The organism is Streptomyces sp. NPDC102437, from assembly GCF_044765565.1.
In the GTDB taxonomy this organism is placed as follows: domain Bacteria; phylum Actinomycetota; class Actinomycetes; order Streptomycetales; family Streptomycetaceae; genus Streptomyces.
Map to the genome: position 1 here is coordinate 178,580 of NZ_JBIWKI010000003.1, position 21,751 is coordinate 200,330.

The following is a 21,751-nucleotide window of genomic DNA, read 5'->3' on the forward strand; positions in this document are numbered from 1 at the left end:
CCGGAGTGTATGCGGCGCCGGACCGCCGTGGGAAGGGCCGGATCCTGGTCGGCGCTGGTCAGCGGCCGGTCTGGCGCATCAGCAGATCACGCAGCGCCCGGGTGTGGCGGCGGCTCACCGCGAGCTCCGCGGTGCCGATTCGGACGCTCATGCTGCCCGCGTCGAGGCGGAGTTCGTCGATCCGGCCGAGGGCGACGAGGTGGCGCCGGTGGATGCGTACGAAGCCCCTGGAGCGCCAGCGCTCCTCCAGGGTGGTGAGGGGGACGCGGACGAGGTGGCTGCCGGTGGCGGTGTGCAGCCGGGCGTAGTCGCCCTGGGCCTCGGCGTAGGCGATGTCGTCGATCGGGACGAACCGGATGACTCCGCCCAGCTCCACCGGGATCTGGTCGCCCGCGGTGTCGAGCACGGGCGCGGAGCGGTCGCCCACCTGTTCGGCGACCCGGCGCACCGCCTCGGCCAGCCGCTCGCGGCGTACGGGTTTGAGGACGTAGTCGACGGCCTTCAGGTCGAACGCCTGGACGGCGAAGCCCTCGTGGGCGGTGACGAAGACGATGAGGGGAGGCGCGGCGAAGCCGGCCAGCAGCTGGGCGACGTCGAGACCGGTGAGGCCCGCCATGTGTATGTCCAGGAAAACGACGTCGATGGCGGCCGGGTCGTCCGGGCCCGCCTCGACTGCGGCGCCGATTCGGCGCAGCGCCTCGGTGGCCCCGGTGGCCCCGTCGGCGCTGCGGATCCGGGGATCGGCGCGCAGGAGGTACAGGAGTTCCTCCAGGGCGGGTTCTTCGTCGTCGACGGCGAGTACGCGCAGCATGGGCCGGAGTGTAGAGCGCGCACGGGGGTGCGGGGCCTGGTGATTCACCGCTTCTTCGCGTACCGGCCCGCCCGCGCACCCTGGCGGGTCATTTCAGCAGCCTGGACAGGCGGCGGTCGGCCAGCGGCTTGCCGCCGGTCTGGCAGGTCGGGCAGTACTGGAGCGAGGAGTCGCTGAACGACACCTCGCGGATGGTGTCCCCGCAGACCGGACAGGGCTCGCCGGTGCGTCCGTGGACCCGCATCCCGCTCTTCTTCTCGGCCTTGAGCCTCCCGGCCGCGAGACCGCTGGAGCGGGCAACCGCGTCCTGGAGCGTGGTGCGCATCGCCGTGTGGAGCGCGGTGATCTGCTCGTCGGTGAGGTTCGCGGTGAGCAGGTAGGGCGACATCTTCGCGACGTGCAGGATCTCGTCGCTGTAGGCGTTGCCGATGCCGGCGATCAGCGACTGGTCGCGCAGCGCGCCCTTGATCCGGCGGCGTTCCCCGGCGAGCAGCGCGGCGAACGCGTCGCGGTCGAATGAGCCGGCGAGGGGGTCGGGGCCCAGCCTGGCGATGCCCGGCACCTGGGCCGGGTCGTGCACCAGGTACACGGCGAGGCGCTTGGTGGTGCCCGCCTCGGTGAGGTCGAAGCCGTCGCCGCCGGTCAGCACGGTGCGCAGTGCCAGGGGCCCCTTGCCGGGGCGCGGCGGTTCGGCGGGGAAGGCGTCCTTCCAGCGCAGCCAGCCGGCCCGCGCGAGATGGGTGATCAGGTGCAGCGGCCCGACGCCGATGTCCAGGAATTTGCCGTGCCGGGCGATGCCGGTGACCGCACCACCGTGGAGGGCGGACAGCGGCGGGTCGTACGTCTTGAGGACGCTCACGTTGAGCGGCAGGACGCGGTCGATCTCCTTGCCGACCAGGTGGTCGTCGAGGAAGACCCGCAGAGCTTCGACTTCCGGTAGTTCGGGCATGGTCCCAGACTGCCAAAAGCATCGGTCCGGTGCCTGTCGGCGGCCTTGGACCCGCTCGGCCGCGGTGGCTCTCAGAGGCCGTAGACCCGCTCGGCCGTGGTGGCGAGGACCCGAGCCCGCTCGTCCCCGGTGAGGGCCTCGGTGAGGGTGCGTGCCGTCTCGACGACCTCCTCGTACGTCGCCGCGAGCCGGCACACGGGCCAGTCCGAGCCGAACATCAGCCGGTCGGGGCCGAAGGCGTCGAGGACGGTGTCGGCGTACGGGCGCAGATCATGCACGGTCCAGGAGCGCACATCGGCCTCGGTGACCAGGCCGGAGAGTTTGCAGACGGTGTTGGGGCGGGCGGCCAGCGCCCTGATGTCGTCCGCCCAGGGGCGCAGCTCACCTGCGGCGACGGGAGGCTTGCCGGCGTGGTCGAGCACGAAGGCCAGCTCGGGCAACAGCGCCGCCGCCTGGACGGTTGCGGGCAGCTGGCGGGCCTGGACGACGAGGTCGTAGACGAGCCCGGCGTCGGCGACGGCGCTTAGTCCGCGCAGGACCTCGGGGCGCAGCAGCCAGCCGGGGTCGGGCTCGCCCTGCACCTGGTGGCGGATGCCGACGAGCCGGTCGCCGCCGGGCAGTTCACGCAAGCGGGCCAGGGTGTCGGCGACGTCCGGCGCCGTGAGGTCGCACCAGCCGACGACGCCCGCGACGAGGTCGTTGCCGTGGGCGAGTGCCAGGAACTCGGGGGTCTCCGCCGCGACGGTGACGGTCTGGACGAGGACGGTGGCGCACACCCCGGCGGCACGCGCCTCGGGTTCCAGGTCGGCCAGGGTGAAGTTCCTCCGGAGCGGGGCGAGTTCGTCGCCGGTTATCCAGTCCTGGTCACGTACCGAGAGGTCCCACACATGGTGGTGGGCGTCGACGATCCGTTCCTGACCGGTCATGTCACAGCTCCCAGGCGACCGGGAGCCCCGCTGCGGCGCCGTCGGCCGAGTAGTCGTGCGCGACATCGAGCAGTTCGTCCATCCTGGCCTGCCAGGCGATGTTGACGGGGAGCTGCTCCAGCTCGGCGAGGAGTGCGGCGTAGTCCTCGCAGTCGATGACGTGGAAGAGGTCGGTGCCGCTGCGCCAGATCGTCCAGGACGTGGCGCCCGCCGCGCGGATCGCGGCGGTGAGCTCCGCCGGGACCTCGCGGTGAGCGGCCTCGTACTCCTCGATGCGGTCGGCGCGGACCTTGGTGTGCAGGGCGATTCTCATGTCAGTGTCCGTTCTCGGTCAGCAGGCCCTCGGCGCGCAGCTCGTCCCAGAGCTCGCCCGGGATCTCGCGGCGGAGCAGGGCGGCGGCGTCGCGCACCTCGTCCGGGGAGCGGGTGCCCACGAGGACCGTGGCGACGGCAGGGTGGGCGAGCGGGTAGTGGAGGGCGGCGGCCCGCAGCGGGACGCCGTGGCCCTCCGTGACGGCCTTGATCCGCAGAGCCCGGTCCAGGAGGGTGAGGGGCGCGGCCGTGTAGTCGTACGTGGCGCCGGGGCGCGGGTCGGCGAGCAGCCCGGAGTTGAAGACCCCGCCGACGACCACGCTGCGGCCCCGGACGGCCGCCTCGGGCAGCAGCTCGTCGAGCGCGGACTGGTCCAGGAGGGTGTAGCGCCCGGCGCAGAGCACCACGTCGACATCGGTGTCGCGCAGGAACCGGGTCAGCATCGCGGTCTGGTTCATCCCGGCGCCGATGGCGCCGACGACGCCCTGGGCGCGCAGCTTCTCCAGTGCCGGGTACGCCTCGTCGAACGCGGCCCGCGCGTGGTCGTCGGGGTCGTGCAGATAGGCGATGTCGATACGGTCGAGCCCGAGCCGCTCCAGGCTGTCCTCGATGCTGCGGCGTACGCCGTCGGCGCTGAAGTCCCAGCGTCGGCGATGGGTGGCGGGCACGGCGAAGCCTTCGGAGAGGCTGTCGGAGCTGTCGCCGGAACCGGAGCCGGTGGCGTCGGCGGGCAGCGGGTCGAGCACCCGCCCCACCTTGGTGGACAGTACGTACGAGTCGCGGGGCCGGGAGCGCAGGGCCTCGCCCAGCCGTCGTTCGGAGAGGCCGAGTCCGTAGTGCGGCGCGGTGTCGAAGTAGCGGACGTCCTCGTCCCAGGCGGCGTCGACCGCGGCGGCCGCCCGTACCGGGTCGACGGCGTTGAAGAGATTGCCGATGGCGGCCGCTCCGAAGGACAACTCGGTGACCTCGACCGCGCTGCTTCCCAGCCTGTTGCGCCGCATGCTTCCGCCGCCCTCCCCGATGATCGCTTCCTGCACACAGCGAATATTCATCGGATCACTTGGGCACGTCAACACCTCGGCGGCCACTGGTTGTGGCACTTTCCTCGATATCTGTCCGATCTATAACCGATCGGGGGCAGCGTTTCTGTGGACGGTCGGGAGCGGGCGTCAACTCAGGGCGTCGGCAGCAGCGCGAGCAGTTCGGCCAGCTCGTCGTCGGCGCAGCGCGCCAACCGGTCCAGGTCGGGCAGTGCCTTGCCGTCGGCGACCAGCCCTACCCGCACCCGGCCGCCGTACGTGGACAGCGCGACGGCGAGGGACTGGCCGCGGGCGAGCGGCGCCATCGGGTAGACCGCGCGCAGCGGGCAGCCGCCGAGCGAGAGCGCCGAACGTGGCAGGGGCACGCTGGTGACCAGGACGTCGAAGAGCATCCTGGCGGCGTTCCCGGCGATCGGCGCACCGAAGCGGTGGGCGAGCGAGGGGAGTTGGTCGGCGAGCACGGCGACCGCCCCGGGGCCGCGGAAGGGACCCGCGGCCTTGTTGCGGTCCATGGCGGCGCGGACGACGGCGAGCCGCATCCACGGGTCGGGTTCGCCGACCGGGAGCCCGAGCAGATAGGCGGACAGCTTGTTCCCGGTCGCCGCGGCCTGGCCCGGCCTGCGCCGGGAGACCGGCACCAGGGCGCGCGGGTCCTCGACGGGCAGTGGTTCGCCGCGCTCGCGCATCCAGCGGCGCAGCGCCCCGGCGACGATCGCGAGCAGGACGTCGTTGGTCGTGCCGCCCGCGGCGCGGCGGATCCGCTGGACGGCTTCGAGGTCCAGGTCCGCGGTGGCCAGCCGCCGGGTGCCGCTGGAGCTCGCGGTGAGTGCGGGCGTGCCGCGCGGATCGAGGCGGCTGGCCCGCACCATGGAGGCGCCGACACCGAACGCCCGCCCGAGATCCTCGATCCGGCCGAGCGCGAAGCCGGCGACCTGGCGCGGGCCGGGCATCCAGGAGCGGGGCGCAACGGTGCGCGCCCGGCGGACGGGGGTTACGGCGCGGGTCCGGCCGACGGCGGCGATCTCGTCGAAGATCCCGGCGCCGATGGCGACCGCACGCATGCCGTCGGCCAGCGCGTGATGGAGTTTGACGAGCACCGCGAAGGGGCCGCCGTCGGCGCCGCCGATCACGTACATCTGCCAGGGCGGCAGCCCCCGTTCGAGCGGCCGCTCCATCAGTTCACCGGCGAGCCGGGTGGCGCCCGCCATGAAACCGCCGCCCTCGTCCCGCGCCTCCGCCCCGGTCAGCCGCACCCGGCCGATGTGCCGGTGCACGTCGAAGTCCTTGTCGACGAACCAGGCCGCGCCACCGACGGGCAGCAGCACGTCCCTGACCCTCATCCGCAGCCGGGGAATGGCGGCGGCGCGTGCGCCCAGCAGTTCGAGCACGGTCTCCGCGTCGGCGCCGTGCGCCGGGCCGGGGGCCGGGGAGAAGACGGCGAGCGCGCCGAGGTGCATCGGGTGGGCATCGGACTCGAGGTGCCAGAAGGCAAGATCGAGGGGTGCCAGCAGCTCAGTTCCCAACGGATCCTCATGTCGTCGAAGACAAGGACTGACGGAGTCGCCAAACACTTGCGGAGTCGCAGTCAATCGCTCGCGATCGGTTACGGTCAAGTACAGACATGTTACGTTCCGTTACTATCAGGTAAAGAAGTGCGCCTCTGTCACTCGTCTGCCGGGATGACGAATTCGCACCAGACGCACTTGCCACCGCCCCGGGACTCCACGCCCCACAGGTCCGACAGCCGGTCCACCAGCATCAGCCCTCGCCCGGACACCCCGGCCTCCCCCGCGTCCCGACGCCTGGGCAGCGCGCTGGAGCGGTCCTCGACGTCGACCCGCAGCCGACGCTCGGGGCCGGTGAGCACCCGGATGGTGACGATGGCCCCGCCGTCGGTGTGCATGAGCGCGTTGGTGATCAGCTCGTCGGCGGCCAGCTCGACCTCGTCGGCGCGCGCCTTGGCGCCCCAGGCCCGCACCGCCGCCCGGATCATGTGGCGCGCGGAGCTCAGCGCCTCCGGGTCGCTCTGCGCGACGTGCTGCTGGAGCCGGCCGCCGGGCTGGGGCGCGTGGGCGGCCTTGCGGCGCAGCAGCAGGACGGCGACATCGTCCTCGCCGCCGCGCTCGTCGACCTCCTCGCAGAGCCGGTCGGCCAGCCGCTGGAGGTCCTGCGGGCCGTTGCGCACCATGGCCGTCAGCAGCTGGATGCCCTCGTCGAGATCGGCGCCCGGCATCTCCACCAGCCCGTCGGTGAACATCACCAGCGTCTGGCCGGGGTCGAGTTCCGCGGTGCTGACCGGGTATTCGAGCCGCCCGAACTCGGCCGAGAGCCCCAGCGGCAGCCCGCCCTCCGCGGGAAGCCTGTGGCAGCTGCCGTCGCTCTCGCGCACCAGCGGGTCGACATGGCCGGCCCGGACCAGCTGCACCACCCCGGTCGTCAGATCGGCCTCGGCGTAGGTGCAGGTCGCGAAGCGGTCCGTGTCCAGCTCGTGCAGGAAGACCGAGGCCCGCGCCATCACCGTGGCGGGGCTGTGCCCCTCGGCCGCGTACGCGCGCAGCACGATGCGCAGCTGCCCCATGACGGCCGCCGCGTGGGTGTCGTGGCCCTGCACATCCCCGATGACGGCCCCGACCCGGCCGCCGGGCAGCGGAATGACGTCGTACCAGTCGCCCCCGATGTCCCGGCCCAGCCGGGCCGAGCGGTAGCGGACGGCGATCTGCGCCCCCGGCACGTCCGGGATCCTGCGCGGCAGCATGGCCTGCTGGAGGCCCTCGGCGAGATCGTGCTCCTGCTCGTACAGCATGGCCCTTTGCAGGCTCTGCGCGATGGAGCTGCCGAGCGCGACCAGCAGATTGCGTTCGTCGCCGGTGAAGCCGTCCTTGTCGCTGTAGAGCAGGCCGAGCGCGCCGATGGGGCGGGCCTGGGCGATCAGCGGCAGATAGGCGGCCGAGGTGATGCCCAGGTGGCTGATGTGGGGCCACAGGATCGGGTACGAGGTGGCGAAGTCGGTGGCGGACTCGATGAAGCGGGGGGTGAGGGTGCGCACGACCTCGCTCATCGGGTACTGCTCGTCCGTCCGGGTGTACCGGGTGCCGGGCACGAACGAGTCCTCCGGTCCGTCGGCCACCAGATGGATGCGTCCGGCCTCTATCAGCCCCATGACCAGGCTGGTCGCGCCGAGATGTGCCAGCCCCTGGGAGTTCTTCAGCACTTCGATGACGTCGCCGATGGTGCGGGCGTGGGCCAGCGCGGCCGTGGTGCCGTCCACCAGGCTGGTGCGGCGGCGCCGCTCCGTGTCCAGTTCGCGGCGGGCGTTCGAGTCGGCCAGCTCCTGGGTCGCGTCGCGGACGATGCCGATGATGCGGTGCGGGCGGCCGGTTCCGTCCCGCCGGATGAAGCCCTGGGTGTGGGTCCAGCGGAGGCTGCCGTCGCGCCGCCTGATCCTGAAGTACGCCCCGTAATTGCTCTGCCCCCGCTTGAGCGCCTGCGCGACCACGGCGTCGAGCCGGACGCCCTCGTCCGACGGCACCCGCAGCCCCAGCGTCTCCGGCCGGTTGTCGTACTCCTCCACCCTCAGGTCGAACACGTCGAGCGCGGGCCGGTCCATGTGCATGAGGCCACTGTCCAGGTCCCAGTCGAAGCTGCCCATACGGTTCAGGGCGAGGCTGAGATCCGGGTGGGCGGGCCAGTCGTCCGGGAGTGACAGGGCACCCGCTACCCGATCATCCATGTGGGTCACTCTGCCATCATTTGTCCAATTCTTCGAGCGAACCCCGCACGGCCGAGCGAATCCCGCGCTCGCGCCACCCGAGTGCACTTCACGCCATTTCGGGCACCGCACGGAGGGGCCGGACGTCTCGTAGGGCGAACCGCCCCGAGGTCGCGGACCGGCAACGGATACGGTGTTCCGTGGAGCACGGTAAGCCCAGCCTTACCTTTACCCTGAGCCGCACTGCCCGCATCAGCACGTTCTAAGGACCAGCACCTGATGACCCGCCCCGTCCGCGTCGCCATAGTCGGAGCCGGCCCCGCCGGCATCTACGCAGCGGACGCGCTGCTGAAATCCGAGGCCGCCCAGGAACCGGGTGTTTCGATCGACCTGTTCGAGCGGATGCCCGCCCCCTTCGGCCTGATCCGTTACGGAGTGGCCCCGGACCACCCGCGGATCAAGGGCATCGTCCAGGCACTCCACCAGGTTCTCGACAAGCCGCAGCTCCGGCTGTTCGGCAACGTCGACTACCCCAACGACATCGACCTGGATGATCTGCGGTCCTTCTACGACGCCGTGATCTTTTCCACCGGCGCCGACGCGGACCGCGCGCTCGACATCCCCGGCAGCACCCTGGACGGTTCCCACGGCGCCGCCGACTTCGTCTCCTGGTACGACGGCCACCCCGATGTGGCGCGCACCTGGCCGCTGGAGGCGGAGAAGGTGGCCGTCCTCGGCGTGGGCAACGTGGCCCTGGACGTGGCCCGCATCCTCGCCAAGACCGCGGACGAGCTGCTGCCGACCGAGATCCCCGCCAACGTCTACGACGGCCTCAAGGCCAACAAGGCCCTCGAAGTGCACGTCTTCGGACGCCGGGGCCCCGCGCAGGCCAAGTTCAGCCCGATGGAGCTGCGTGAGCTGGACCACTCGCCGAACATCGAGGTCATCGTGAACCCCGAGGACATCGAGTACGACGCGGGTTCGATCGAGACCCGGCGGAGCAACAAGCAGGCCAACATGGTCGCCTCCACTCTGGAGAACTGGGCCATCCGCGACGTCGGCGAGCGGCCGCACAAGCTGTTCCTGCACTTCTTCGAGTCCCCGGTGGAGATCCTCGGCGAGGACGGCCGGGTCGTCGGCCTGCGCACCGAGCGGACCGAGCTGGACGGCACCGGCAACGTCAAGGGCACCGGCAACTTCACCGACTGGGACGTCCAGAGCGTCTACCGCGCGGTCGGTTACTACTCGCAGGAGCTCCCCAAGGTCCCGTTCGACGTGGTCTCCGGCACCGTCCCGCACGCCGCCGGACGCGTCGTCGAAGGCGGGGAGCACATGCCCTCGGTCTACGTCACGGGCTGGATCAAGCGCGGCCCGATCGGCCTGATCGGCCACACCAAGGGCGACGCCAACGAGACCGTGGCCTGCCTGCTGGAGGACCAGGCCGAGGGCCGGCTGCCGGCGCCCGTCCGGCCCGAGCCGGAGGCCGTCACCGCCTTCCTGGAGGAGCGCGGCGTCCGATACACCACCCGCGAGGGCTGGTACCGCCTGGACGCGCACGAGAAGGCCCTGGGCGAGGAGCAGGGCCGGGAGCGGATCAAGGTCGTGGAGCGCGAAGCCATGCTGGACGCCTCCGAGCCCCGTTCCTGACCGTACGGTGTACCGGCCGGCCGATGTCACGGCCGGCCGGAAGGGCGGCTCCGTCCACCTCGGCGGAGCCGCCCGGTCGCGCACGGGGTGCCGCGGCGCCTCAGCGGCCCTGCAATGCCTTGACGTTGTCCCCGAAGGTCCAGCCCTTCGAGCCGTCCCAATTGAGCGACCAGGTCATCAGGCCCTTGAGCGCGTTGCCGTAGTGGTTCCAGGCCTGTGACACCTGGCCGGTCGTCATGTGGCCGCCGCCCGCGCCCGGCTGGGCCGACAGCCCCGGAACCTGCTTGTCGTACGGGACCCTGATGGTGGTGCCCTGGATGACGAGCCCCTTGTCCAGACAGTCGGTCTGGGCCGTGAACCCCTCGACCGTGCCTGCGGAGTACGAGTCCCCGGCGCACCCGTACATGCTGCCGTTGTAGTACTGCATGTTCAGCCACCACAGGCGCCCATTGTCCGCGTACTTCTTCACGATGGGCAGATACGCGCCCCAGATCGAGCCGTAGGTGATGCTCCCGCCGGTGACATAGGCCGTCTCCGGCGCCATCGTCAGCCCGAAGTTCGAGGGCATCCGCGCGAGCACGCCGTCGATGATGCGGATGAGGTTGGACTGCGAGGCCGACAGCTGGTTGATGTTGCCGCTGCCGGTCAGACCGGTCTCGATGTCGATGTCGATGCCGTCGAAGTTGTACTTCTTCAGGACCGGCACGATCGTCTCGACGAACCGGTCGGCGACGGCGGTGGAGTTGAGGTCGATGCCGGCGGCCGCGCCGCCGATGGACATCAGGGTGGTGAGTCCGGACTTCTTCGCCTGGCACATCTCGGCCGGGGTCGGGACCTTCACGGTGGAGTCCATACCGTCCTCCCACAGGACGGTGCCGTCCGAGAGAATGACCGGGAAGGCCGCATTGATCACGTTGTAGCCGTGCTGCGCGATCCGGCCGTCGGTGACCGGTATCCAGCCGAGCGGCGGGTGCACCCCGTTCGAGGCCCCGTCCCAGTTCTCCCAGTACCCCTGGAGCACCTTTCCGGAGGGCTTCGACTTGACCGCGCAGGTCTCGTCCTGCGCGACGCTCGACTCCGCACCCACCAGCAGCTGTACGACACATACCGCCGCGAGGCCGACCCCCAGCAGGCGCGATGTCCGATCGAACATGCTCAGTTCCCTTCCTGTCGCGGCCGGTGCCGCCGGGGCAGTACTTCTGCCCGAGGCGGCCCGGCGCGGGGCGAGTTACTCGAATGACATGCGCCTGACAAGCCCAGGCGGAATGCGATCTCGCATTTCACAGCTCGCCACACGCTAGGGAGGTCCGGACCTGCCGTCAATAGGTCTGGACCAAAGCGACGACCAGGCCGCATCCCGGAGTCGGCCCCGAATCCGCGCGAGCGGGCCCGAAAGCGCTCCCCGGGGGCCGGTTGCCGCCACACAATGACTTAGCTTAGGCTTGCCTAACTCTTTGCGATCTGCATCGGGGCCGCCTGTCGTACCCCGTACGGCCGCTCATTCGGCATGCCCTCGCACGGTCGCGGGGATCCGCTGCTCCACCCGTTCAAACATGAGGAACATCCATGTCCCGGTTCACCCGCGCGCGTCGCCGGACGCTCGCCGCAACTGCCGCCGCCGCAGCGCTCGTTCTCGCCCTCGGCGGCTGCTCGTCGGGCGACGACGCCAAGGAGACCTCCGGCGCGTCCGGGAAGAGCGGCGGCGCGTTCCCCGTCTCCGTCAAGAGCGCGCTCGGCACCGCGGAGATCAAGGAGCAGCCCGAACGGGTCGTCACCCTCGGCCAGGGCTCCGCCGAGACGGCCATCGCGCTCGGCCACACCCCGGTGGGCATCGAGAAGTACGACTGGGGAAGCGACAAGACGGGCTATCTGCCCTGGATCCACGAGGCGGTGAAGAAGGCCGGCGACAAGCTGCCGACCCAGTTCACGGGCGGTGAAGACATCGACTTCGAGGCGATCACCGAGCTGGAGCCGGACGTGATCCTCGCGCCGTGGTCCGGGATCACGCAGAAGGACTACGACATCCTCAAGGACATCGCCCCCACCGTCGCCTATCCCGATCTGCCGTGGAGCACGGACTGGGACCAGCAGATCGAGATCATCGCCAAGGCGCTGGGACAGCCGGACGAGGCGAAGACGCTCACCTCGAAGATCGAGAAGCAGCTGTCCGACGCGGCGGCCACCCGGCCCGAGTACAAGAAGTACAAGTTCTCGTACATCTACAACACCGGCCCCGGCACCCTCGGTGTCTTCAAGCCCGATGAGCAGCGCGTCAAGATGGTCTCCTCGCTCGGGCTCACGGTCGACCCGGTGGTGAACACCTTCAAGGAGACCAAGGGCACCGACTCGGCGCTCATCGGCCTGGAGAACGCCGAGAAGCTGAAGGACAGCGACCTGGTCTTCACGTTCTACATGGACGACAAGGCCCGCAAGGAGACCGAGGCGCAGCCGCTGTACGCGGCGATCCCGGCGGTCAAGAGCGGTGCCGTGGTGGCGGGCAAGGACAACTCCTTCGTCACGGCCTCCTCGATCATCAACCCGCTCACCGTGCCGTGGGTGATCGACCGTTACCTGCCACTGATCGACAAGGCCGTCGCGTCCGCCGCCAAGGGCTGAGGCGGACCACCACCCCCATGGCCATCACCACGCACGCGCCGCCGAGCGGTGCCGGTACCTCACGGACCGGCACCGCTCGGCGGGCGTTCTCCGTCGTCATCGCGGTCGCCGTCCTGGTGCTCGCCGTACTCGCGAGCGTCATGTTCGGCAGCCGTACCACCTCGTTCGGCGATGTCCTGCACGTCCTGTCCGGCAGCGCGGACCCGAATGTCACCACCATCGTCGAGAGCCGCTGTCCGCGCACCGCGCTCGGTGTGCTGGCCGGTCTCTGCCTCGCCGTCGCGGGCACCCTCATGCAGGGGGTGACCCGCAATCCGCTGGCCGATCCCGGGCTCCTCGGGATCAACGCGGGTGCCTCCGCGAGCATCGTCGCCGCGACGGCGTTCCTGGGGGCCTCGGGCAGCACGGACACCATGTGGTGGGCGCTGCCCGGTGCGTTGCTCGCGGGTCTGCTCGTCCATGCGATCGGGTCGGCGGGTTCGGGCAGCGGTCTCATCCGGCTGGTGCTCGCCGGCGCGGTGCTCTCCGCCGTGCTGATGGCATTCATCCAGGCGGTGACGCTGAGCCGCCCGCAGGTGTTCGACAGCTACCGGTACTGGGTCGTCGGGGCGCTCGGCGGGCGGGACTTCGATGTCTTCTGGTCGGTCCTGCCGTTCGCCGTGGCCGGTCTGGTGATCGCCGCGGTGCTCGGTCCCGCCCTCAACGCACTCGCGCTCGGCGACTCGACGGCGGCGTCCCTGGGGGCGAATCCGGCGATGGTGCGGGCGGGCGGGCTGTTCGCGGCCACGCTGCTGAGCGCGGCGGCGACGGCGGCGGTCGGTCCGATCGCCTTCGTCGGACTGGCCGTTCCGCATGTGGTGCGCGCCGTGGTCGGTGTCGACTTCCGCATGCAGGTCCTTCTCTCGGCGCTGGCCGGTCCGGCGCTGCTGCTCCTCGCGGATGTCGTGGGCCGGGTGGTCATGCGCCCGCAGGAGCTGATGGTCGGTGTCGTGACCGCGTTCATCGGAGCGCCGGCACTGCTCGTCGCCGTACGCAGAATGAGGGGCAACGCATGACCTCGCATCAGGCCGCGGTCCGCACCGCCTCGCCCCGGAAGGTGATCAGGGCCGGTGGGAGGGTGGCGGTGCCCGTCCGGCAGGTGTCGGTGCTGACGGCCCTCGTGCTGCTGGTGCTGCTGCTGGCGGGCGCCGTCGCCACGTTGTCGCTCGGGCGGCTCGGCATTCCGCTCGCCGACCTGGCCGGGGCGGTGACCGGCGGGGCCGAGGGCAAGGACGCGTTCGTGCTGGAGCGGCTGCGCGGTCCCCGGCTGACGGTCTCCGTGGGCACCGGTGCGGCGCTCGGGCTCTCCGGCGCGCTGTTCCAGTCCGTCACCCGCAATCCGCTGGGCAGCCCCGATGTGATCGGGCTGGCGTCCGGTGCCGGGGCGGGCGCCGCCATCTCGGCGCTGCTGTTCCCGGACACCGTGCCGTTGGCGCTCGGCGCGCTGCTCGGCGCCCTCCTCGCCATGGCGCTGGTCCACGTGTCGACCGGGACCGGATTCCGTAACCCGGCCCGGCTGGTCATCGCGGGGATCGGGGTCGCCGCGATCGGCACCGCGATCACCCAGTACGTCGTCTACGCCATGGAGCGGGACCGGGCCGCCGTCCTCACCGCCTACGTCAACGGCAGCCTGTCGGCGCGGTCCTGGGAGGACGCGGCCACGATCTGGCTGGTGCTGCTGGTGGCGGCCCCGCTCACCGCGCTGGTGTCACGGCGGCTGGACATCGGGGAGATGGGCGACGACATCGCCGCCGCGCTCGGCTCCGAGCCCCGCCGCACGAAGACGGCCGCCCTGCTGCTGGCGATCGTGCTCTCGGCGGGGGCGGTCAGCGTCGCCGGCCCCATCGCGTTCATCTCGCTGACGGCCCCGCAGATCGCCAGGCGGATCACCCGGGTCTCCGGCCCGCACCTGGCTCTGTCGGCGCTGACCGGAGCGCTGCTGCTGGTGCTCGCGGATCTCTGCGCCCAGCAGTTGCCGCTCTTCGACAACCTGCCGGTCGGCATCTACACGATGGCCGTCGGAGGCGTGTACCTGGGCTATCTGCTGGTACGGGAGTGGCGCCGGGGAGCCCTGTGAGGTCGGCACCGTACGCCACTCGCCACTGAGGAGACCTCGGCCCCGCATCCCTTGAACGCGTTCAAGAAAGCTCGTAGAGTCTGCACCGAGCACAGTTGAACGCGTTCAAGTCGGGGGGCGGCGATGTCCGTGCTGGTCAATTCGATCGTGATGCTGGGCATGCTGTTGGTGGTCCCCGCGGGGCTGCGGCTGACCAGTGTGGCCGGGCTGGACCGGATGCGGCGCCTGTGGCCGCTCTTCGCCGTTCCCGGCGCCGTCTCGCTCTGGCTGCCGCGCGGCACGGCCGCCACCGCCCTGGCGGTCTGTTACGCGCTCGGCGCCGTACTGCTCGCCCTGCACGCCCCATCCCGGCTGCTGCGGCTCCGCGACCTCCCGATGTCCCGGGCACCGGCCGAGATCGCCCTGCTCACCACCCTGGTCACGCCGTCGATCGCCGCCACGGCCCTGGTCGCCGAACGCTCGGGGCACACACTCTTCGGCTTCGGGCTCGGCATCCTCGCGCTGACCGTGCCGCACTTCCACTTCGCCGGATTCGCCGCCGCGCTGGTCGCGGGGCTCGTCTGCCGGATCACCGACAGCCGCGCGGGAAGGTTCGCCGCGCTGAGCGTGCCGCTGGGCACCCTGCTCGTCCTGATCGGCTACTTCATCGGGGACCGGGCCGAGCTCGCGGGAGCCGCCGTGCTGACCGCGGGAATGTGGACCGTCGCCCTCCTCACCTGGCGGTCGGTCCGTGCGGGGCAGCGGGACCGGGTCACCCGGGCCCTGCTCGCCGTCTCGTCCGCCGTGCTCGCCGTCACCATGGTGCTCGCCCTGAGCTGGGCGCTCGGCGAGGCCACCGGACTCCCGCACCCCACACTGACCTGGATGGCCGCCACCCACGGCCTCGGCAACGCACTGGGCTTCGCGCTCTGCTCGGTGCTCGCCTGGCAGCGGCTCCGCGATCACACCGACCATGAAGGAAGCAGGACCGCATGAGCTACCTCAGCTATCCCGAGGCCGGCGCCACCCGCCTCGGCCCGCTGCCCGGCGGATACCACCACCTCCACCACCGGGCCAGGGTCGGGCGTGGCCGGGCCGACCTCCGGGCTGCGGGCGCGGCGGTCACCGAATGGCGCATGCACCGCACCAGCGGGGCCAGGGTCGACGCGTCGGCTCCCCGCGCCGGCGACGGGGTGCGCGTCCGGGTGTCGCTGGGCGTCGGCCCGCTCCGGTTCGCCGCACCCTGCCAGGTCGTCTGGACCGCTTACGAGCAGGACCGCGTCGGGTTCGCCTACGGGACCGAGGCCCGGCACCCGGAGCGCGGCGAGGAGTCCTTCATGGTGGAGCTGGCCGACGACGGAGCGGTGTGGTTCACCGTCACGGCGTTCAGCCGCCCGGCCGCCTGGTACACCCGGCTCGCGGGGCCCCTTGTACCGGTGCTCCAGCGGTGGTACGCGCGGCGGCTGGGCAGCACGCTGCGGCGCATCGTGGACGAGGAGCGCGGCAGGCGGGGCTGAATCGCCGATACTGGAGGTGATGGAGTGGTTCACCGCAGACGGGTACTGGCTCAGCCGACTGATCTTCCAGCGGGCGCTGGCCGCTGTCTACCTGTTCGCGTTCCTCACCGCCGCGCTCCAGTTCCGGGCACTGATCGGCGAACGGGGCATGCTGCCGGTGCCCGATTTCCTGCGCCGCACCGACTGGCGCGACGGCCCCGGGCTCTTCCGGCTCCACTACTCCGACCGCTTCTTCGCGCTCGTCGCCTGGACCGGCTGCGCGCTGGCCGCCGCTCTGCTCGTGGGCGCGGACTCCTACGTTCCGCTCTGGGCGGCGATGCTGCTCTGGGCGCTGCCCTGGGCGCTGTACCTCTCGATCGTCCAGGTCGGCCAGACCTGGTACGGCTTCGGCTGGGAGTCGCTGCTGCTGGAGACCGGCTTCCTCGCCGTCTTCCTTGGCAACGCGCACACCGCTCCCCCGGTGCTGGTGCTGTGGCTGCTGCGCTGGGTCCTGTTCCGGGTGGAGTTCGGTGCCGGGCTGATCAAGATCCGCGGCGACGAGTGCTGGCGCAAGCTGACGTGTCTGTACTTCCACCACGAGACCCAGCCGATGCCGGGGCCGCTGAGCTGGTTCTTCCACCGGCTGCCCAAACCCGTCCACCGGGCCGAGGTCGCGGCCAACCATGTCACCCAGCTCCTGGTTCCGGTGCTCCTCTTCACTCCGCAGCCGGTGGCGAGCGCCGCAGCGGGGCTGATGATCATCACCCAGCTGTGGCTGGTCGTATCGGGGAACTTCGCCTGGCTGAACTGGGTGACGATCACCCTGGCCCTGTCCGCCGTCGACTGGTCCCTGTTCACCGCGCCGCCCGCCCAGTCCGCGCCGCCGCTCTGGTACGAGATCGTCGTCTTCGCGGTGACCGCGCTGGTCGTGTTCCTCAGCTACCGCCCGGCGCGCAATCTGGTCTCCCGCCGTCAGGTGATGAATCGCTCGTTCGACCCCTTGCACCTGGTCAACACCTACGGCGCGTTCGGCAGCATCAGCCGGGTCCGGCTGGAGGTGGTGGTCGAGGGCACGGACGAGCCGGAGCTCCACGACGGCACCGTCTGGCGGGAGTACGGTTTCCGCGGCAAACCGGGCGATCCGCGCCGGATGCCCCGCCAGTTCGCCCCCTACCATCTGCGGCTGGACTGGCTGATGTGGTTCGCGGCGCTCTCCCCCGCTTACGCCCATCCGTGGTTCGGCCCGTTCGTGGAGCGGCTGCTGGAGAACGACCGGGACACCCTGCGGCTGCTGCGTCACAACCCGTTCCCCGATGCCCCTCCGACGCATGTCCGCGCCAGGGTGTACCACTACCGGTACACCACCTGGCGGGAGCTGCGGGCCACAGGGCGCTGGTGGCACCGGACCCATGTGCGGGAGTTCATGCCCCCGGTCTCGCTCGGCCCGACCCGGACCGGCCCGGCCCGGCGGTCCTGAAAGCCCCGGGGCGGCCGTGGCGCGGGCGGCCCGGTGAACGGCGCACACCCCACGGGCCGAGCTCCGGACCGCGCGATGCGGTCCGGAGCTCGGGTGTGATGGCGCCGGGGGAAGCGGGGTCAGTCGATGCCCGGCAGGATGTGCGGCTCGGCGAGGTCGTCCTCGTAGCCGGCCAGCCGGATCGGCGCGGACCTGGCCCAGACCTCGATGTTCCGGAGCTTCTCGGGCTTGCCGGTCCGTTCTCCGTGTCGTTCGGCCGGGCGCTTCTCGTGCTTCGTCATTTCCGGTGTCGTCACCGCGCACTCCTTTGTGTCGCATAGCCCCGGGCATCGCCGACGTTCCGGCCTCATTACCGGGGATCGGCTGCCCGTGGTGGGCAGGGGCAAGAACGGTTCGGTCGCGGTGGCGCCGGGTACAGGGCGGGACGGCGACTTGGTTGAAAGCCTGTCCCGGGACGGTCGAGGAAGGTTTGTGGACTCCTCGATTACGTCCGTTCACATCAGGGTAACCAAATGAGCGCCTTCGCGCTCGATGGAACGTGTGCTCTAGGTCACTTTCAGCCACCGAAAACACAAAAGGCCCGGTCGGGAGCGAATCCCGACCGGGCCTGGCCCGGCTCACGCACGATGCGTCACCGTGCGACTACCAGTTGGCGGGTGCGTAGTCCTTGAGGAAGCAGCCGTACAGGTCCTCGCCGTCCTCGCCGCGCACGATCGGGTCGTAGACGCGAGCGGCGCCGTCGACCAGGTCGAGCGGGGCGTGGAAGCCCTCCTCGGCGAGACGGATCTTGTCGGGGTGCGGACGCTCGTCGGTGATCCAGCCGGTGTCGACGGCGGTCATCAGGATGCCGTCCTTCTCGAACATCTCCTGGGCGCTGGTCCGGGTGAGCATGTTCAGGGCGGCCTTGGCCATGTTGGTGTGCGGGTGGCCCGCGCCCTTGTAGCCGCGGCTGAACACGCCCTCCATCGCGGAGACGTTGACCACGTAGGCGCGCTTGGCGGCCGTCGCCGCCATCGCCGGACGGAGCCGGCTGATCAGGATGAACGGGGCGGTGGAGTTGCAGAGCTGGACTTCCAGCAGCTCGATCGGCTCGACCTCCTCGACGGTCTGGATCCAGCTGTTGGTGTCGTGCAGGTCGGGCACCAGTCCGCCGGCGTCGATCGCCGTCCCGGCGGCGATCCGCTCCAGCGACGCGGAGCCGGTGACCAGCGCGAGCTCGGTCACGTCCTGCGCGCTCAGACCCTCCTTGCGGGCGGCCGGCAGGGCCGCGACCCGGTCGACGGTGCCGCTGCCGAAGGTGCCGATGACCTCGGCGGCGGGCAGCTCGCCCGCCGGGAGCGGCGCCGACTCGGCGTTGACCAGTTCGCTGTACGCGTTGGCGGAGCGGCGCACCGTCTGCGCCGCGTTGTTGATCAGAATGTCCAGCGGGCCCTCGGCTGCGACCGAGTCGGCGAGCGCGACGACCTGGGCGGGGTCGCGCAGGTCGATGCCGACGATCTTCAGCCGGTGGATCCACTCGCCGCTGTCCGGCATCGCCTTGAAGCGGCGGATCGCGTCATTGGGGAAGCGGGTGGTGATGGTGGTGTGCGCCCCGTCGCGCAGCAGCCGCAGCGCGATGTACATGCCGATCTTCGCCCGGCCGCCGGTCAGCAGCGCACGGCGGCCGGTGAGGTCGGTGCGGGCGTCGCGGCGCGCGCGGTTCTCCTTCGCGCACGGCTGGCAGAGCTGGTGGTAGAAGGCGTCCACCTCGACGTAACGGGTCTTGCAGATGTAGCAGGAGCGGGGCCGCTGGAGCACTCCCGCGATCTCGGCGCGGGCGGACGAGGACGGCAGGACGCCCTGCGTCTCGTCGTCGATCCGGTCTGCCGAGCCGGTCGCGGTGGCCTCGGTGACCGCCTTGTCGTGCGCGGTCTTGGCAGCGCGGCGCTCCTGGCGGCGGCGCTGCTTCACCGTCCGGTAGATACCGGCCGTGGCACGGCGCACGGCGATGGCGTCGGGGTGGTCGATCTCGATGGTGTCGAGTTCGTCGAGCACGCTCAGGCAGACGGCCAGCCGCTCCGGGTCGATACCGGGACCGAACCCCTCAGTTCCGGGAGCGAGCCCCGGGCTGTCCTCTGTCACCGTCATTGCCGTTCCTCTGCCGTCCGTCTCTCGTGGCGCCGACCGCCGTACCTGCTCCTGCCGGGCCGAACGCCCCGATCAAGTCTGCCATGCACCGGACGCTGCTCCGTTCGCGTGACATGTGGCGTGACCACGCGACTCCACGCCCGCGTTCGCGCGCATGCGATACGGATGCGCGCGGCCGCCGGCCGCCCGACGCCTCCTTCGGTGATTCGGCCTTCCTCCGGCCCTACGAGGAGGGGAGGCGGGACGAGAGCCTCCGGCTGGCCCGGGTCCGCGCGCTCATCGGGAACGAGCAGCCCTTCGCCGACGACCTCGACCGGATCGCCGCTGCCGCGCGGGAGTGGCGCGGCCGGCACGCCGAGCCGCTGATCGCCGCGGTCCGCCGAGACGGTCCGGCCTCCGAGTCCTCCGCCCCGATCCGGCGGAGCAACACCGAGTTCGCCACGCTGCGGCGGCTGTACCGGACCCAGCAAGCCCATCTCGATGCGGCGCGCGACCGGGCCCGCGCCGACGTGCCGTGCCGGATCACGGTCGGCTGCGTCCGGGAGGGCGAGGACTGGCACCTGTGCGTGTCGGACAACGGCATCGGCATCGCCCCGGAGTTCACGCAGAAGGTGTTCGTCATCTTCCAGCGTCTGCACGGCAGGGACGAGTACGAGGGGACAGGCATCGGCCTGGCGATCTGCCGGAAGATCGTGGAGTTCCACGGGGGCCGGATCCGGCTGGACGAGGAGACCCCCGAAGGCACCCGGATCCGTTTCACACTGCCGGTCGCCGCCGCGCCCGCGAGCTCCGCGGCGGAACCGCTCGTGGCAGACACCGCAGCCGGGCGGCCCGGCCATGGCTGAGATCCGCCGGATTCTTCCCGGAGTGGGACCGTTCGTCGCGGGTAGGCGGACGGCGAGAAGCTGTCACCGAACACCCCTGCGTCGCCCTGGCTGGAGCACATGAACGAACAGGTCACCTCGCGACCGGCCGGCTGCCCCTGCCCGGACCGGTCCACGGAGGTTCTGCACAGCGCCGAGGTGTTCGACGGCGAGCCCGGCTGCATCGCACAGGCGCGGGCGCTGGCCGATCGTTTCCTGGTCCGGCTGGCCGCCGAGTGGCTGGCGGTGTTCGGTGAGCACACCCGCAGCGATCTGCTGCTGGCGGTGAGCGAGCTGGTCACCAACGCCGACCGGTACAGCCAGGGCCCCTACCTGCTGGAGCTGGAGGGCACCGCGGAGCGCGTCAGCGTCACGGTGTACGACTCCAGCACCGCCCTGCCGCTGTTCTACTCGCCCGACCCGACGCGCCCCGGCGGTCACGGCATGGAGATCGTGGTGGCGCTGTGCGACCGGCTGACCGCTGAGCGGGTGCCGGTGGGCAAGCGCATCCGGGCCGAGTTCGAACTGAGCAGCTGAGCAGCTGAGCTGTGGGGCGGGCGGGACGCCGCCCGCCCCACGACCATGCCAGGCCCTCGGATGCGGTAGGCGCCCGTCGGCACGGACCGGGCCACGCCGTAGGGGGTCAGGGCGACAACGCCGGTGCCGCGTGCGCGGGTGTCCGGCCCGATGTCGAGCGGGCTGACGCCGAGGGCCCTCGCCAGCTCCGGTGCGAGGTCGAACGCGGCCGTCCTCCAGTCCTCCTCGTCCTCGTCGGACTCCTGCGCCGGGTCCCATTCGGAGTTCAGGCCGAGCTCGGCGCGGCGCGCCCTTTCGAACGGCAACAGCTCGCCCAGCGTCAGCAGTTCGTCCTCGCCCTCGCCGGTCTCGCAGTACCGCCGGAGCACCGTGCCCCGTTCGGCGACGAGCCAGGCGGAGCCGTCGCGGGGTGTGCCGGGCCGGCCGCTCTCCGGGGGCGGCGGTGGTTCAGCCGCGCTCGAAGACGCAGTCCCCGCACAGGCCACCGGCCGGTGTGCGGTAGTACAGGCAGCAGCTGCGTCGCTGGAATGCCGCGTCGTGCGGGGCGCCGGTGTCCCGGAGGTCCGGGTGGTCGAAGAGCTCGGCGGCCAGTGCGCGGGCCCGCGCCGCCGCGTCGGGGCGGCGGTGCGTACGTGCCCAGGCGAGGAGCTGGCGCAGGGCTCCGGCCAGGGCGGACCCGGCGTTGCCCCACAGCAGCCGGTCGGACAGGGGACCGTCCCGGTGGACCGCCTCGGCCAGGGGTACGAGGTGGCCGTACTGAACGGCTTCGCGAATCCGGCAGGCGGTGCCGGGCAGTGACCCGGTGCCGTCCAGCCGCAGGTCGTCGGGGGCCGGGTGCCGCGGGTCCCAGTGGAGGGCATCGGGCGCGAGGGCGGGGAAGCTGCCGGTGAGCACGGCCGGTCCGAGTACGACCGACCAGAGCCGGGAGGCCAGTCCCAGGTGCGCGATCGAGGCGGCCACTCTGCGCTCGGAGGTGCCCAGCCGGGCTGCGACCGTGTCGATCCGGTCCGTGAGCGGGGCCTGCTCCCCCGCGTACAGCCGTGCCAGTGGAACATGTGCTCCGTCGGGTGGCGCGGTGGTGCGCAGCGCGAAGAATCCGCCCACCGAGGCCACTGCGGACCCGTCCATCGCACGTGCTCCCTCCCG

At 71.3% G+C, this 21,751-nt stretch carries 21 protein-coding genes; 9 read left to right on the forward strand and 12 right to left on the reverse strand.

The genetic code is table 11. The annotated features are described in order from the left end of the window. Positions 1 to 58: 58 nt before the first annotated feature. The 7 genes from ACIRJP_RS05835 to ACIRJP_RS05865 form a co-directional block, all read right to left on the reverse strand. Positions 59 to 811 (reverse strand): LytR/AlgR family response regulator transcription factor, encoded by a 753-nt coding sequence (locus ACIRJP_RS05835; RefSeq protein ID WP_404168521.1) that lies wholly within the window; start codon positions 809 to 811, stop codon positions 59 to 61. A gap of 88 nt (positions 812 to 899) precedes the next feature. After that, entirely contained in the window at positions 900 to 1,760 is an 861-nt protein-coding gene (locus ACIRJP_RS05840) for an Fpg/Nei family DNA glycosylase (protein WP_404168524.1), read from the reverse strand. 71 nt (positions 1,761 to 1,831) lie between these two features. Continuing rightward, positions 1,832 to 2,686: an amidohydrolase family protein gene (locus ACIRJP_RS05845; protein WP_404168527.1), complete on the reverse strand. Its 855-nt coding sequence runs from the start codon at positions 2,684 to 2,686 to the stop codon at positions 1,832 to 1,834. 1 nt (position 2,687) lies between these two features. Then, a complete protein-coding gene (locus ACIRJP_RS05850) occupies positions 2,688 to 2,999 on the reverse strand; it encodes an L-rhamnose mutarotase (protein WP_266727499.1) in 312 nt (103 codons plus the stop codon). A gap of 1 nt (position 3,000) precedes the next feature. Continuing rightward, positions 3,001 to 3,999, reverse strand: a complete 999-nt coding sequence (locus tag ACIRJP_RS05855; protein ID WP_404168960.1) for an aldo/keto reductase — start codon at positions 3,997 to 3,999, stop codon at positions 3,001 to 3,003. Positions 4,000 to 4,172: 173 nt separating this feature from the next. After that, on the reverse strand, positions 4,173 to 5,561 hold the full coding sequence (locus ACIRJP_RS05860) for a wax ester/triacylglycerol synthase family O-acyltransferase (protein WP_404168530.1): 1,389 nt from the start codon (positions 5,559 to 5,561) through the stop codon (positions 4,173 to 4,175). A 140-nt stretch (positions 5,562 to 5,701) separates the two neighbouring features. Next, positions 5,702 to 7,768, reverse strand: coding sequence for a SpoIIE family protein phosphatase (locus tag ACIRJP_RS05865; RefSeq protein ID WP_404168533.1), 2,067 nt, complete (start codon positions 7,766 to 7,768; stop codon positions 5,702 to 5,704). Positions 7,769 to 8,026: 258 nt separating this feature from the next. On the opposite strand from ACIRJP_RS05865, the gene ACIRJP_RS05870 reads away from it, so the two are divergent. After that, on the forward strand, positions 8,027 to 9,394 hold the full coding sequence (locus ACIRJP_RS05870; protein WP_404168536.1) for an FAD-dependent oxidoreductase: 1,368 nt from the start codon (positions 8,027 to 8,029) through the stop codon (positions 9,392 to 9,394). Between the two features lie 100 nt (positions 9,395 to 9,494). On the opposite strand, the gene ACIRJP_RS05875 is transcribed toward ACIRJP_RS05870, so the two are convergent. Next, on the reverse strand, positions 9,495 to 10,547 hold the full coding sequence (locus tag ACIRJP_RS05875; protein WP_404168539.1) for a chitinase: 1,053 nt from the start codon (positions 10,545 to 10,547) through the stop codon (positions 9,495 to 9,497). Between the two features lie 413 nt (positions 10,548 to 10,960). On the opposite strand from ACIRJP_RS05875, the gene ACIRJP_RS05880 reads away from it, so the two are divergent. From ACIRJP_RS05880 to ACIRJP_RS05905, 6 genes are all read left to right on the forward strand, one after another. Beyond that, positions 10,961 to 12,010 (forward strand): iron-siderophore ABC transporter substrate-binding protein, encoded by a 1,050-nt coding sequence (locus tag ACIRJP_RS05880; RefSeq protein WP_404168542.1) that lies wholly within the window; start codon positions 10,961 to 10,963, stop codon positions 12,008 to 12,010. Between the two features lie 17 nt (positions 12,011 to 12,027). After that, entirely contained in the window at positions 12,028 to 13,065 is a 1,038-nt protein-coding gene (locus ACIRJP_RS05885; RefSeq protein ID WP_404168545.1) for a FecCD family ABC transporter permease, read from the forward strand. Beyond that, the gene (locus ACIRJP_RS05890; protein WP_404168548.1) at positions 13,062 to 14,126 is read left to right on the forward strand and encodes a FecCD family ABC transporter permease; all 1,065 of its coding nucleotides are present in this window, start codon (positions 13,062 to 13,064) and stop codon (positions 14,124 to 14,126) included. The genes ACIRJP_RS05885 and ACIRJP_RS05890 overlap by 4 nt, the downstream gene beginning before the upstream one ends. Positions 14,127 to 14,249: 123 nt before the next feature. Further along, the gene (locus ACIRJP_RS05895; protein WP_404168551.1) at positions 14,250 to 15,101 is read left to right on the forward strand and encodes a YndJ family protein; all 852 of its coding nucleotides are present in this window, start codon (positions 14,250 to 14,252) and stop codon (positions 15,099 to 15,101) included. Next, entirely contained in the window at positions 15,098 to 15,622 is a 525-nt protein-coding gene (locus ACIRJP_RS05900; RefSeq protein WP_404168554.1) for a DUF1990 family protein, read from the forward strand. Before ACIRJP_RS05895 ends, ACIRJP_RS05900 begins: the two co-directional genes overlap by 4 nt. Positions 15,623 to 15,641: 19 nt before the next feature. Next, positions 15,642 to 17,078 (forward strand): lipase maturation factor family protein, encoded by a 1,437-nt coding sequence (locus tag ACIRJP_RS05905; RefSeq protein WP_404168557.1) that lies wholly within the window; start codon positions 15,642 to 15,644, stop codon positions 17,076 to 17,078. Positions 17,079 to 17,197: 119 nt separating this feature from the next. On the opposite strand, the gene ACIRJP_RS05910 is transcribed toward ACIRJP_RS05905, so the two are convergent. Together ACIRJP_RS05910 and ACIRJP_RS05915 are read right to left on the reverse strand one after the other, a co-directional pair. Further along, positions 17,198 to 17,374: a hypothetical protein gene (locus ACIRJP_RS05910; protein WP_383716666.1), complete on the reverse strand. Its 177-nt coding sequence runs from the start codon at positions 17,372 to 17,374 to the stop codon at positions 17,198 to 17,200. Between the two features lie 346 nt (positions 17,375 to 17,720). Next, positions 17,721 to 19,205: an SDR family NAD(P)-dependent oxidoreductase gene (locus ACIRJP_RS05915; RefSeq protein ID WP_404168560.1), complete on the reverse strand. Its 1,485-nt coding sequence runs from the start codon at positions 19,203 to 19,205 to the stop codon at positions 17,721 to 17,723. Between the two features lie 83 nt (positions 19,206 to 19,288). Here ACIRJP_RS05915 and ACIRJP_RS05920 point away from each other — a divergent pair, with 83 nt between their 5' ends. Beyond that, entirely contained in the window at positions 19,289 to 20,050 is a 762-nt protein-coding gene (locus ACIRJP_RS05920; RefSeq protein ID WP_404168563.1) for an ATP-binding protein, read from the forward strand. 99 nt (positions 20,051 to 20,149) lie between these two features. Then, entirely contained in the window at positions 20,150 to 20,605 is a 456-nt protein-coding gene (locus ACIRJP_RS05925; protein ID WP_266430109.1) for an ATP-binding protein, read from the forward strand. Here ACIRJP_RS05925 and ACIRJP_RS05930 read toward each other — a convergent pair. Together ACIRJP_RS05930 and ACIRJP_RS05935 are read right to left on the reverse strand one after the other, a co-directional pair. Further along, the gene (locus tag ACIRJP_RS05930) at positions 20,506 to 21,090 is read right to left on the reverse strand and encodes a hypothetical protein (protein ID WP_404168987.1); all 585 of its coding nucleotides are present in this window, start codon (positions 21,088 to 21,090) and stop codon (positions 20,506 to 20,508) included. The two genes, ACIRJP_RS05925 and ACIRJP_RS05930, sit on opposite strands and share 100 nt — an antisense overlap. Next, on the reverse strand, positions 21,053 to 21,733 hold the full coding sequence (locus tag ACIRJP_RS05935; RefSeq protein ID WP_404168568.1) for a (2Fe-2S)-binding protein: 681 nt from the start codon (positions 21,731 to 21,733) through the stop codon (positions 21,053 to 21,055). The genes ACIRJP_RS05930 and ACIRJP_RS05935 overlap by 38 nt, the downstream gene beginning before the upstream one ends. Between the last annotated feature and the right edge of the window lie 18 nt (positions 21,734 to 21,751).